The following is a 13,985-nucleotide window of genomic DNA, read 5'->3' on the forward strand; positions in this document are numbered from 1 at the left end:
ATTTATTTCTCTTTTCATTTACATATTTATTTTTGGAAAAACAATCTAACTCCAAATACTAATAATACCGCGCCTGTAATACCCTCTATTGTACGGTTCACTCTTTCTTTTCTTAAAAAAGTTCTTAATTGACGTATGAGTGAGATATAAAGTAAATACCATATTGCTGTCAAAGTCGTAAATGTGACTCCTAATAATAGAAATTGTAGGAAATGATTTTGATTACTTACAATAAATTGGGGTAAAAAACTAAGGAAAAACACAGCGGTTTTTGGGTTTAAAATTGCCGTAGTAAATCCTTGTCTAAAGCTTTTAATTGCCCCAATATCCTTAGAGTACATTTCTACTGAACCTGACATATCTTCTTTTTTATGTAAGGCACTTTTAATTGACTTTACAGCTAAGTAAATTAAATAAAAAGCCCCAGCATATTTTATAAATGTAAATAACATAGCAAATTTCATTAGGATGGCAGAGAGTCCTAGCGTAGCCATTATTGTATGAATCATCATTCCAGATATCGTTCCTAAAACAGTCTTTATCCCACCATTTTTACCATGCGAGATAGTGTTTTTTGTAACTAGTGCAAAACCAGGACCAGGCATTATTATGATTAGCATTGCTGTAAGAATAAATAATAGATAATTTTCCATGTTCTAGTATTTCCTTTCCAATTTTTAATTTTACTTACAGTATAGCTTTTTTCATTAAAACATTAAATATAAAAAGCTTGATCAGAAGTATATCTAGGTTATTAGTATCGATTTGATTAAACATTACCCCAAAGCTACATTAATAAAAAAACACAGCAAATTTATATATTAAATAACAAGTCCGCCTCTCACAAAAAACAGGATAAAAAATAAACAGCAGAACTAGTCCACTGTTTACTTCGCCACGCCTTCATGTAATTTTTCTGTATAATCTTTTACATCTTTCCAGCTATCTTTCGCTGTATGTAAATCTTCTTTTATGAAGGTAAATTCTTCAGGGCTGATTCCTTTTACGTTTTGCAGTAAATTATTATACTTTGCCCCTACTGTATACCATTGATTTGATATATTTTGCAATGCTGTAATTGCTGCATCAATTGTTTCAGTCATATTTGTTGTTTTATTTTTTACATCTGTCAATATTGCCACTTCAGCTTGTGCGCCAGAAATTCTATCTTTTAAATTGGAGATTTCTCTTTCTGCATTTGCGATATCTTTTTTCGCAATCGCAATCATCGGTCCGCCAGCAAGACATGTTATTAGTGCTACGCAAAGTACGCCACCAGCAATGACCATATCATTACTCTTTTTGATTGAATCGTTATATGTATTTATTTGTTGCTCTAGAGCTGGAATGCCAGCATTCGTACTTGCTAAAATTGCTGTTAATTGATTTGTATCCTCTTTAAAACTATTTGTGTCTTTCGCCATTCTATCGCGAAAAGCTTTCAAATCCCCTAATAATACATCTACCTCATTTTGATTCTTTACAATATCCGCATACAACTTTTCTAAATCCGCTTTTAATTTTCCACTATCCTTTTGTTCAATCGCTACTAGCATGCTATTATAATACGCTTGAAAAGTATTATTGTAATTAATAATATTTTGATCTGTTTTCATAATTTGAGGCTTCATATAATTTAACCAATACGCTGCGTTAATTTTTGCATCTCTTTGGTGCTGAATCATATTTCCTTTAAACTCACTATTAATGGAACTTATTTTACTCAAATCAGTCTCTTGCTGATTTTGAATTAATTTTGCATATGAATCCATTGCAAATATGCTCGATGTCGTTTGCGCCATAACATCTTGGAATCCAGCTGGCCCTAGCGAATAATTTTCCGCACTTTCTTGCAATATTTTTACGTTTTGTTCTGCTGCAAAAGGATGTAAAGGAAATGCGTTACTCGTTGCCACTCCAGCAATCATTAACGTTAAAAGACATTTTTTATAAAATCGTTTCTGCATGCTTTTCACCTATTTTCTTTATAAGGGTATAAAAAGCTCCTGCTCACAACTGAACAGGAGCTTCAAATCACTCATCAATACTTAACGCTCTAACGATTCGTATCCGATTATGCTTTTTTCGTATCTACTACTTTAATATCTTCAGCATAAATCTTTTCTGCATAGTCTTTAATGTTTTTCCAGCTATCTTTCGCAATGTTTAAATCTTCTTTAATGAAAACAAGGTCGTTTGGACTAATTGAATCTACATTTTGAAGTAAAGAATTGTATTTTGATCCCATTGTGTACCATTGGTTTGAAATGTTTTGCAACGCTGTAATTGCAGTATCAATTGTATTTGTTAAATACTCCGTTTGTGTTTTAATGTTCGTTAACCCAGCTACTTCTAATTGAGCAGTTGTAACTTGTCCTGTTATTTTTTGAATTTCAGCTTGTGCATTATCAAGTTCTTTCTTCGCTAATACGATTCCAGCTGTACCACCGCCTACAGCTGCGGCACCACCTGCAATTAATGCGACTCCTAGCGGCGTTCCTGCACCTGTAGCAATAACTACTGCACCACCGATAATTGCAATTGGTCCTAGTGCTGTTGCAACAGATGAACCGATAATAATTGCATTATATTTACTAATTGCTTCATTGTACGTTGTAATTTGATTTTGCAGAAGCGGAATTCCAGCATCTTGACTAGCTAATATAGATGTAATTTGATTTGCATCACCTTTAAAGTTTTGCGTATCGGACGTCATTTTGTTTCGGAATTTTTTTAAGTCTTCTACTAACTGATCTACTTGCGCTTTATTTTCATTAATACTACTTGATAATCTAGTTAACCCTTTCGTAAGAGTCGCTTTATCCTTCGAATCCACCGCAGCAACTAACGTATCATAATAGTTTTGGAATTTCGTATTGTAGTTAATGATATTTTGATTCGTTGAAATAAGCTGCGGCTTTAATACATCTAACCATTGTTTCGCATTTCCTCTAGCTGTATCCTGGTGCTGAATTACTTTCCCTTTTAGAGCCGTATCAACAGAGGATACATTACCAAAGTTAACATTCCCTTGTTTAATAATTGTTAAAGCGTACAGATCCATTACTAAAGCGTTTGAACCTGTTCTTTCCATTGCATCTTTTAGGCCTTCTGGTCCTAATGAGTATTCTTCATAGTCATTATAAGCTTTTGCTACCGCATGAATTGGAGCTTGTTTCACTGTACTTTCAGCTGCATACGTATGAGCTGGCATGATATTTCCTGCTGCAAATACTGCCATAAGTGCTGATAGAGCCATTACTTTATAAGGTTTTTTTGTCATTTTTCTTCTCTCCCTATATCGTTACTTATTTTTAATGTACTTCAACGTTTGTAACGTAATCTTCAAATTGATTCGTTTGTTTATTCATTTCATCACTTACTTTTTTAATTTGATTGAAATGTTTTTGAAGTAAACTACTATCTGTATATGTGCCTTCTTCAACATTCTTTTGAATTTGGATCATATTACTGTTTAAAACTTTCCAATCCGTTTTTAGCGTTTCTAAAGTTGAAATTTGGCGATTAATTAGTTCTGTAAAGCTACTTACTTGATCTTCAACGAATGTAATTTGTGTCGCCTCTGCTTCAGTTTGTGATAACTTTTGAATAAGTGGTAGTAGCTCTTTTTGCTTTTGCTGAATGCGAAGAGCTGCTTCTCTCGTTTGACTATCTGCAGCATTTACAATTTCATTACTTAAAGTACCGATAGAAACGAAATCAATTGTTTTCGTTTGCGCAGTTTGATTTGTAATTGTAAATACTTGTTTACCGATATTAATAGAACCTTTAATAATTTCTTGAGGTCTATTCAAAATATTCGTTAATTCCGCTTGGATTTCTCCTTGAATTCTTTTAATATCTTCTCTTAATTTCACAATATCTCCACTTGATCCTTGCAGTGTTTTTATTGCTTCATCAGCTTTAAGTGATAAGTTGCTACTATCTTTGTCTAATACCGTTTTAAATCGATTTAACTCTAATAAATCTTGCTCCATACTCTCTTGGATGTTTTGTACTTGCAATTGTAATTTTCCATATGCATTTGTAAAATCTGCTTTTGCCTGTTCATCTTCATTGACGTTTCCTGCTAGTTCATAGAGCTTACTATAATAACTATTAAATCTAGTACTATATCTCATCATCTCTTGATTTAAGTCGATTAGCTTCGGATTATATTCATCAATCCACTCTCTTACATTTGCCTTTGCAAACTTTTGATGATTCGTCAAACTACTCATCGCATTCACCTTAATGTCTGGCTGCTGTAAAATCACTAGTCCATATGCTTGTATAAGCGGTGACTGTGATCCTAACATTCTAATTGAATTGGATAATGTATTTGGAGCAATTACATTTTGTGCATATACTGTTTTCACTTCTGTTTGCCCTTCCTTAGCGTAAGCGCTTACAGGAATAAAACAACTCGTAGATACTGCTGTAACCAATAACCCTGTAATTAAAGTCTTTTTCACTTTAACTCCTCCTATGTATTAGCAACTATTACTATCGCATTTTATTATTCTATTTTCTTGCATATAGTTTGAGATGGTTAAAATAGAGAACGTTCTCACCGCGATCCATGTACGAACCACCTCTCTCAACTTTTATTGCTACAGTACTTACTTATTGTTATAAAACATTTCATATGTGATTAGTATGAATAATATTGTATAAAATTTCTATTTTATAGCCATTCTCACATTCACACAGTGAATATATTACATAAAAATATTATTCATTTTAAACTAAATAACGTACGTAAATATGAAATTCCGTTTTATTTTCATGTAAGTTTTGTACTGTAAGGTCATTTAAACACAGCTATTTATATAACGTAAAGAAGTATTTTCATTCCCTTTATTTTCAAGCTTTCCTGTCCTTATTTCAAAATATAATCCACTTCACTTTTTCAATTGAAATATCCATATATCATAACAAAAACCTCTACTTATTCATAGATACAAAAATTATATTGATATATCTTTCAGACCCATATGCAATTATGCATAGTGTATACATAAAAAGGATAGCTTCACTTTCGTAAAGCTATCCTTAAAAAATCTTCTTACTTTTTCAAATGATATGGAACTGTCGTAATAACAACATTTCTTTTATAGAGTAAATACGCACGAATGAGTAAACTAGACTGATTATGAAGAATGTTATGCCAACCTTTTTTCGGAATGAACTGTGGTATAACTACAGTAACTCGGTAATTTGACTCACTCGCTTTATATTGTACTGTATCAATAAACTTTGTTAGTGGCTGAATAATACTTCTATAATGAGAATGTAAGGTAACAAGCCTTACTTCAGGTTGCCACTTCTTCCATTTCTCTTCAAATTTCTTTTCCTCTTCTCTGTCAAAAGCAACATATACAGCAATAACTTGATCTGCCGAAAGAGCCTTCGCATAGTTCAATGAATTTTCTACTACATGCGTCATACCAGCTACAGGAACAACAATTACATTTCCCTCAATTGGAACAAGTCGCTCACAAGTTTTTAAACTTAATTGATCACCCACTGCATCGTAATGCTTCTTAATTCTATGGAACAAGAAGATGATGGCAGGTAAGAAAATAAGGATTGACCAAACTTGTGCGAACTTAGTTAAAAAGAACATACTCATTACAATAAAACTAATGACTGCACCAACTAAATTGACCGTTAATCTCAAAGCCCATCCTTCAGGTTTGTCACGAAGCCATTTTAATACCATCCCCGTTTGAGAGAGTGTAAACGGAATAAATACACCTACTGCATATAACGGAATTAAATGTTCTGTTTGCCCTTGGAAAGCTACAATTAAAATAATCGAAGCAATTCCAAGTATAATAATACCGTTTGAGTAACCTAGGCGGTCTCCTCTAATCGTAAACATTCTCGGTATGAATTTGTCTTTTGCAAGGTTAACTGCTAATAGCGGGAATGCAGAATACCCTGTGTTAGCAGCAAGAATTAATATTAAAGCAGTTGTACCCTGTATAAAATAGTACATGAAATTACGCCCAAAAGTTTGTTCAGCAATTTGTGAAACAACTGTTACTTCTTTACTTGGAGTAATTCCGTAATAATAAGCTAAGAAAACAATTCCTGAAAATAAAACTGCAAGTAATGCACCCATTGCGAGCAATGTTTTCGCTGCATTGTTAGGTGCAGGATCCTTAAAGTTTGGAATTGCGTTAGATATTGCCTCAACACCCGTTAAAGCAGAGCTTCCTGAAGCAAATGCTCGTAACAGTAAAAACAAACTAATTCCTGCAACTGGTGTTCCAATCGGTGAATGTAATGTCGGTGAAACTTGACCAGTTATAATATTATAAATACCTACACCAATTAATATAAATAGTGCTAAAACGAATAAATAAACAGGATATGCTAAAACGGAAGCTGATTCCGTTACCCCTCTTAAATTTAAAATAGTAATCAATATAACAAATATAATCGCAATGATTACATTATGTGCATGTAAACTAGGGAAAGCTGATGTAAGCGCATCTGTACCTGCTGATACACTTACTGCAACAGTTAAAATATAATCGACTAATAAAGATCCTCCAGCTATTAGCCCTGGATTCATCCCTAAATTTTCTTTGGATACTACGTATGCACCACCGCCGTGCGGATAAGCAAAAATAATTTGTCGATAAGATAAAATAAGAGCTGTCAATAATACTAATACCCCAACAGCGATAGGAATAGAATACCAATAAGCTACTGCTCCTAGGCCTGCTAGTGCGATTAATATTTGCTCTGGTCCGTATGCAACCGATGACAATGCGTCAGAAGATAAAATAGCTAACGCCTTCGTTTTATTAAGCTTTTGCTCTCCTAACTCAGTTGATTTTAACGGCCTTCCAATTAAAAACCTTTTGATTGATGAAACCACTGCTGTCCACTCTCCAATAATTTTGTACGAACTTTTCTGCTAGTTACAGCGGGTAAACGATTTCTTCAGAAAACAAAAAATGTCTACAAGCCATAACGAAATAGACTTGTAGACATTATTTTTTTTGTCGCACAAGCTCCACCTTCCTTCTCAATATAACGCTTACGAGGTTAGCTGTCGGATTCGGGCCTATGAGTAGCCCTACCTTTTTCAAGGATTCACCCCATTGGATTAAGTACTAATCCATAAGAACGGGTCCCCCGCACCATGCGGTTTCAGCGATTTAGAAAATTGAAACTGTGGATTATAATACTCCTTTATTTTCAAAATGTAAACAAAAATTTTTAAAAAGAAAAAATTTAAATGATTGCGCATAATCCGCTGGTAAATATACATAATGAATACTAAAAAATCGATAAAGGAGACTCATATGTCTAAAGAAAAGAAGCCTATTTTTTCCGATTCCTATTTAGATGCATTAGCAAATGAAATTAATCAATTATACGGTAAACGTGAACAGGAAATAAATTTGACAGATAGAACGAAAAGAAATAAATAATTTGTCATAAAAAAGAAAGCAATACACTTATATATTGCTTTCTTTTTTATTTTTTCATACATCCAATTGTATTGCTGATTTGTTAAAGATCATTTCTTCATACACTTTCAAATTTTGATATACTGCCCCTAATAATGGTGCTTCTATAGAAAATTGTTCCGCTACATCTAGTAAGTATCCTTGTAAGTGCTCGCCTTCAACGAACGAACCTTTTTCCATATCACGCTGCATCGATGACTTCATATCATACGAAATTTTATCGATTGTTTTCATATGTTCTTGGGCAATTCCATCCTTAACTGGAGCTTTCATAGATCTCATGATTTGCACACATTCTTCAAATAAGTTTTGGATAAAATCGCGTCCACCTTCACTTTCGCGAATCGGTCCTATCGGTGCACGCATTAATGTCGTCACACCCGACATTACAGTAATAAATAAATATTTATGCCACATATCTTGCATAATAATTTCACTTAAAACAAAACTAGATTTCGTACCTGCAAATGCTTTAGAAATATGCTTTATTCTCTCTGAATCTTGAGACTTCATTTCTCCAAATACAAGTCTGTTGGCAACACTCGTTTGTACAATCTCTCCTTGATCGTTTAACGTCGTCTCGATAAAGCATAAACCGCCAATTACTTTTTCCACGCCGAATTCCTTTTGTAATAGTGATAAATGAGCAATACCATTTAACAATGGAATGATGACAGTATTTTCACCTACAAACGGCTTCAAATCTTGAATCGCCTCGTTTAAGTGATACGCTTTTGTTGAAAATAAAATAACGTCAAACGGAGAAGTTCGATCTTCTTTCGTTATTAATTTCGGTTGGAAGGAAAAATCCCCGTTAACACTACGAATAACAAGTCCCTTTTCCTCTAATTGCTGTTTTCTTTTACTGCGGACAAGAAACGTAACATCTTCTCCTTTTTCGACTAATCGACCTCCAAAAAAGCCTCCGACGCCACCAGCTCCTAATACTAAAATACGCATACAACATCCCCCTTTTCAAAATACAATTTTATAACATTTAATATACATAACATTATACATGTCCCCTACTAAATAAGCTGAATTTTCATTCTTAATCGAGTATAAAACAGTGGTTATTTTCAAATAAATTTGGGTATGTTGTTTTTATAGCATATATGGAAAGGAAACAATGTAAATGGAGGCAATACAAACAATCGAGGAAAAAGATGTAACAACAGCTATATTTCAATTTATATTCCCGTTTTCTTTTAAAACTGGATATGAACAAAATATGTTCCCTTTCTTACAGAAAAATGATTTCCGCCCTTTTCGACTCGATCATCTTGAAAATGAAAATACATACTACGGAAAGTTTCAAGTTTCACATCAAAATATGGAAGCATACTATCTTTCATTTACAAATAAAATTCTATTTCCTCACTCAGAGCATCAAAAAGGATTACAACGCTATTCTAAAGACCTTAACTTAACTGGACATTTAACAACAAATTTGATTTCTGTTCCATTCAAGATTCATTCTATTGATGTAACACTTTGCCCTTATGAGCTTGGCTTCTTAACAATTCGGACAGAAGTAGAAACCGCTCCAAACATGACATTATCAGAAGCAATCGAATTCGCCGCCCGCTTCCGTGTACTTGAAACTAAAAATGATACAAACGAGACTATTTGTATTGAATGTAACGGAAAACAATACTCACAAGTGGAAAAACTTATATTCGGTGATTTATTTCATGGTGTAACAGACTTCTTTGAGAAAAAGAGATTGCGGAGCTCTTACTTTCAAACCTTTCCTTTCTTTGAAGACCAAAGAATGTATGTACAAACTTTATTATCCGTGAATAAAGAGTCAGACCTTCATATAATCGATGTATACCGAACTTCCAGTCTTTCCGGATTAACAGACGATGGCAATCCGTATATTAGCGCAAATAACATCCCTTATATTCAAGATTATTTAACAAAACATTCTTATCAAAGATGGGCTCCTAATCGCTACTTTGTTATGGAAGAACATATTTTTACATGTATAACAAATGAAGGTGAGCAAGCAATCGCTAAACTTGCTAGTCAAATGTACGGGGAGTTTTATTACGCTTTGTTATTAAATCTATTTCATAAAGTTGTTTTATTAAAAATGGCAAACGCTTATGCTGAACTTAACATTGAACAAGATACAAATGAAATAGAGAAATTAATTTATTCAATCAATTCATTTACAGCAAATTACTTCTCTTTAGAGTTAGTATCCCAATCACAGAGTGAAGATATTTTCTTCCGCTTAAGAAATCTATTTAACATTGAAGTACTATACTCAAATGCAAAACAAAATCTTGATAGTTTGTTTAAATATCAAGAAAATGTCGCTTCTAAAAAAGATAGCCTTTTACTATTAGTTTTAACGCTCTACTCTGTAGTAGGCCAAATGTTAGGGTTTACTATGATTGATCTTTTAAGAAACACCGATTCAAACAAAATCTCGTCGCCACTTGAATTTTTCGCGCTTTTAATAGCAATTAGCGGCATAGTCATTTCACTTATTTTAGGTGCGCAAAGTTTATACCAATGGAGTCTACAACATAAACGAAGAAAATCATGGGTAAAACAAACTGTACTTTCTGCTGTTAAAGAGAAAGATGATAAGAAGTAAAGAAAGTTATTTTCAAATTACAAATATGTGGTACGCTTCAGTAAATGAAATTTTTATCAGCGATTTTTCGAATATATCGGCGCAACTCAAATTATATCAGCGATTTTTAAGATATATCGACTTACCGACAAAAACTGATAAAAAACACATAGTAAAAAAAGTACTCCAAAATAAAATTTGGAGTACTTTTTTATTACAATAATTCAGCTTACTTCCCTGCTTCGATTTTCTTTAATGCAGCAGCTACTTGCTCTTCAGTTAATTCGTGTTGAACGATATAACGATTACGTGGGTGTACACGACATTCATGAGAACATGCACGTAAATGTTTCGCTTCGTTTTCTTCAGAACATAAAATTTTCTTATTACATTCTGGATTTGCACAGTTTACATAGCGCTCACAAGGTTCACCTGTAAAGTGGTCTTTACCAACGATAACATGCTCTTTTTGGTTTACTGGTACAGAGATACGCTCATCGAACACGTAACATTGTCCATCCCAAAGCTCACCTTGTACTTCTGGGTCTTTTCCGTACGTTACAATACCACCGTGAAGCTGTCCTACATCTTCGTAACCTTCACGAACTAACCAACCAGAAAACTTCTCACAACGAATTCCGCCTGTACAGTATGTTAAAATCTTTTTACCTTCAAGTGTTTCTTTGTTTTCTCTAATCCAATCTGGCAACTCACGGAATGATTCAATATCCGGTTTAATCGCACCTTTAAAGTGACCTAGATCAAACTCATAATCATTTCGTGCATCAATGATAACTGTATCTTCTTGTTTCATTGCCTCATAGAATTCTGTTGGCTCTAAATATTTACCAGTTATTTCTTTCGGATTAATGTCGTCTTCTAGACGAAGTGTAACTAACTCTGGACGAGGGCGTACGTGCATTTTCTTAAATGCATGTTCATCTGCCTCATCAATTTTAAAAACGATTCCAGCAAAACGTGGATCATTGTTCATTGCTTCCATGTATTTCTCTGTTTGCTCAACAGTTCCAGAACAAGTTCCATTAATTCCTTCTGTCGCTACAAGAATTCTTCCTTTTAACTCAAGTGATTTACAAAATTCTAAATGCTGTTCAGCAAATTCTTCTGGATTTTCAATTGTTGTGTACATGTAATATAGTAATACTCTATATGGTTTTGTAGTTGCCAATTTATTTCTACCACCTATCTAAATTTTAAAATCATGTATAAGTTAACGTTCATATCAAAACATATATAATAAGAAAATACATACTAAATTGTACTTAGCCTATTTTCTTCTATTTACAATTTTTTCTATAAGTTAACGAAAATAAAAACAAGATTACATCACAAAACACTATGGTTATGTTGTAATCCCAATATATTATATATCATACAATTTCATTTCCATCAATTAATATGCTGTAATATAGGCTCTATGTTCACATAAATTTCAAAATTAGTCCTTTAATTCATTATGTTTCCCCATGTAATCACACCATAAACTCCCATTTTTTTATAACACAACACCATCCATTGCAGCAAGGCATATAATTTGCACTAAGGAAACATTTGTGTTCAAATAAAAATATCATCTCATACATTTAAATGTATTGAAATAAACAATAAGAATACTTACAATAATTTCATCAAGTTAACATTTCAAAGGGGAAAACTACTATGAATAAAGATATATCAAAAGATGAACAAGTCCCTTCTCAAAGTACAACTGTTCAATCAGCACACTTAGCTTTAAGTGGAGAAACGAAAGGGTGGAAAAGACTGTTACCGTTTTTAGGACCCGCTTTTATCGCATCCGTAGCTTATATTGACCCTGGTAACTTTGCTACAAATATCGCAGCTGGTTCACAATATGGATATTTACTATTATGGGTTATATTCGCGTCTAACTTAATGGCAGTATTAATTCAAACTTTATCAGCTAAATTAGGAATTGCTACGGGAAATAATTTACCTGAAATCGCTCGCGAACACTTTCCAAAACCTGTGTCTATCGGCTTATGGATACAAGGTGAACTCGTTATTATGGCTACAGATTTAGCGGAATTTATTGGAGCTGCATTGGGACTTTACTTACTATTTGGAATTCCGATGTTACCAGCTGCTTTAATTACAGCAGTCGGATCATTTATTATTCTTGAGTTTCAACGCAGAGGATTTCGCCCACTAGAAGCTATTATTACAGGGATGATTTTTATCGTAGTAATAGCATTTGGGATTCAAGTTTTTTATGCAAAACCAGAATTAAGTCCCCTTCTTTCAGGACTATTTATTCCAAAATTCCAAGGTGTAGACAGTATATTACTTGCAGCAGGGATATTAGGTGCGACAGTTATGCCACATGCAATCTATTTACATTCTGCATTGACACAACGCCGCGTGGTCGGAACAACTGATGAACAAAAGAAAAAAATTTTCCGTTTCGAGTTTATTGATATCATTATCGCAATGGTTATCGCTGGAGCAATCAATGCGAGTATGTTAATTGTTGCTGCCGCACTATTCTTTAAAAATGGCTTACATGTTGAAGACCTTGATGTTGCTTTTAACCAGTTCAGTACTTTAGTCGGTCCTGTATCAGCTGCTTTATTTGGAATTGGGCTCTTATCAGCAGGACTATCTAGCTCTTCTGTCGGTACAATGTCAGGTGACATTATTATGCAAGGTTTCATTCGAATGCATATTCCGTTATACTTACGCCGTTTTATTACAATGATTCCACCATTAGTTATTATCGCTTTAGGTGTAAATCCAACTTACGCTCTAGTCATGAGCCAAGTCGTATTATCATTCGGTATTGCTTTTGCATTAGTGCCACTTATTATGTTTACAAGCAATAAAAAAATTATGGGTGCGCTCGTTAATCACCGCATAACAACCTTTATCGCTTGGATCATCGCTGCACTTGTTATCATTTTAAATATTTTCTTACTGTATCAAACATTTGTAGGGTAATGAGAAAAGGTATTCCAATAAAACTGGAATACCTTTTTTCATTACCACTTATGTATGTACCTCTTTCTGGCATTATCGTACCTTTTTCAGTTCGAAAGTAAAGTGGTAATCCTTCCGAAAGAAATATGCTCACCTTGGATGGATCCTGCCTTTGATGATGAATATGTAAATGCGGCTCACTTGAACTGCCTGAGTTACCGACTTGAGCAAGTACCTCTCCTTCATTTACATGTTGGCCTTCCCTCACTTTAATTGATCCTTTTTTTAAATGGGCGAGAATCAAAAATGTCCCTGATTCATCTAGTCGCAAATAAATATGATTCCCCGCCATTGACTCAAAATTATCCTCTCCTGGAACTACATCTTTTTCATCGTTATTGATTGATACAACTGTTCCAGAAGCTGGTGCCATTACTTTCGCTCCATATATTCCATAATCCTCTAACTTACTACTTTTCACTTCAGCAGGCGGAATAAGAATATCATATGCCCATCGTTCATTTGGTTTTATAACATGATAGTTCGTTTCTAATCGATCACCACCCCAGCCCACTAATGCTCGTTCATCCAAAGGAAAGCGAACTACTGCTTTAGGATTCATAGAATGTACATCTGCTGGATAAGCAAGTCCCCCTATGTTAGCAAACCACCCTAAAGGCCAAGCTCCAATTATAGAGAAAAGAACGATGAAGAGTAGCTCTCTATCTATTCGCTGTCTGAAAATGCCTTTCCACACAAATAGTAACGTTCCCCCTATCAAAATAAAGAGTGATACTATGCTAAAGGCTTGTATACTCCACCAAAAAATGACTGATATAACACCTTTAGCTAAATAAACTACACTCCAACTTATAATTAAAAACGCAACTAAAATTACTAATACATACTTCTTCCACATAATGTATCCTCACTCTCATATCTTTGTT

Annotated in this window: 11 protein-coding genes and 1 riboswitch; of the genes, 3 read left to right on the forward strand and 8 right to left on the reverse strand. The window is 33.9% G+C overall.

Annotated features, from left to right (window positions below; translation table 11 throughout):
* Positions 1-26 precede the first annotated feature (26 nt).
* The 5 genes from DT250_RS13615 to DT250_RS13635 all read right to left on the reverse strand — a co-directional run bounded on the left by DT250_RS13615 (position 27) and on the right by DT250_RS13635 (position 6,895).
* Positions 27-653, reverse strand: coding sequence for a LysE family translocator (locus DT250_RS13615; protein ID WP_088608654.1), 627 nt, complete (start codon positions 651-653; stop codon positions 27-29).
* 234 nt (positions 654-887) lie between these two features.
* Positions 888-1,967: a non-hemolytic enterotoxin NHE subunit C gene (gene nheC / locus DT250_RS13620; RefSeq protein ID WP_087982992.1), complete on the reverse strand. Its 1,080-nt coding sequence runs from the start codon at positions 1,965-1,967 to the stop codon at positions 888-890.
* 107 nt (positions 1,968-2,074) lie between these two features.
* The gene (nheB, locus tag DT250_RS13625; protein ID WP_087982994.1) at positions 2,075-3,283 is read right to left on the reverse strand and encodes a non-hemolytic enterotoxin NHE subunit B; all 1,209 of its coding nucleotides are present in this window, start codon (positions 3,281-3,283) and stop codon (positions 2,075-2,077) included.
* A 31-nt stretch (positions 3,284-3,314) separates the two neighbouring features.
* On the reverse strand, positions 3,315-4,475 hold the full coding sequence (gene nheA, locus DT250_RS13630) for a non-hemolytic enterotoxin NHE subunit A (RefSeq protein ID WP_149213155.1): 1,161 nt from the start codon (positions 4,473-4,475) through the stop codon (positions 3,315-3,317).
* 593 nt (positions 4,476-5,068) lie between these two features.
* Positions 5,069-6,895, reverse strand: coding sequence for an APC family permease (locus DT250_RS13635; RefSeq protein WP_060489984.1), 1,827 nt, complete (start codon positions 6,893-6,895; stop codon positions 5,069-5,071).
* A 144-nt stretch (positions 6,896-7,039) separates the two neighbouring features.
* Positions 7,040-7,186: riboswitch (cyclic di-AMP (ydaO/yuaA leader) on the reverse strand.
* Positions 7,187-7,325: 139 nt separating this feature from the next.
* Between DT250_RS13635 and DT250_RS32255 the strand changes: the two genes are divergently transcribed.
* On the forward strand, positions 7,326-7,454 hold the full coding sequence (locus tag DT250_RS32255) for a hypothetical protein (RefSeq protein WP_000031869.1): 129 nt from the start codon (positions 7,326-7,328) through the stop codon (positions 7,452-7,454).
* Positions 7,455-7,508: 54 nt separating this feature from the next.
* Here the strand turns inward: DT250_RS32255 and panE are convergent, their stop codons facing one another.
* Positions 7,509-8,453 (reverse strand): 2-dehydropantoate 2-reductase, encoded by a 945-nt coding sequence (gene panE, locus DT250_RS13640; RefSeq protein WP_149213156.1) that lies wholly within the window; start codon positions 8,451-8,453, stop codon positions 7,509-7,511.
* Positions 8,454-8,628: 175 nt separating this feature from the next.
* Between panE and DT250_RS13645 the strand changes: the two genes are divergently transcribed.
* Positions 8,629-10,104 carry a hypothetical protein gene (locus DT250_RS13645; protein WP_149213157.1) on the forward strand — a complete coding sequence of 492 codons (1,476 nt, stop codon included), beginning with the start codon at positions 8,629-8,631 and terminating at the stop codon, positions 10,102-10,104.
* Between the two features lie 208 nt (positions 10,105-10,312).
* Here the strand turns inward: DT250_RS13645 and trhO are convergent, their stop codons facing one another.
* On the reverse strand, positions 10,313-11,272 hold the full coding sequence (gene trhO, locus DT250_RS13655; RefSeq protein ID WP_149213158.1) for an oxygen-dependent tRNA uridine(34) hydroxylase TrhO: 960 nt from the start codon (positions 11,270-11,272) through the stop codon (positions 10,313-10,315).
* A gap of 491 nt (positions 11,273-11,763) precedes the next feature.
* Here trhO and DT250_RS13660 point away from each other — a divergent pair, with 491 nt between their 5' ends.
* Entirely contained in the window at positions 11,764-13,059 is a 1,296-nt protein-coding gene (locus DT250_RS13660; RefSeq protein ID WP_001030662.1) for an Nramp family divalent metal transporter, read from the forward strand.
* On the opposite strand, the gene DT250_RS13665 is transcribed toward DT250_RS13660, so the two are convergent.
* Positions 13,016-13,957, reverse strand: coding sequence for a M23 family metallopeptidase (locus DT250_RS13665; RefSeq protein WP_149213159.1), 942 nt, complete (start codon positions 13,955-13,957; stop codon positions 13,016-13,018). The genes DT250_RS13660 and DT250_RS13665 overlap by 44 nt on opposite strands.
* Positions 13,958-13,985: the final 28 nt, after the last annotated feature.

The organism is Bacillus sp. AR2-1 (assembly GCF_008368755.1).
GTDB classification, from domain to species: Bacteria; Bacillota; Bacilli; order Bacillales; family Bacillaceae_G; genus Bacillus_A; species Bacillus_A wiedmannii.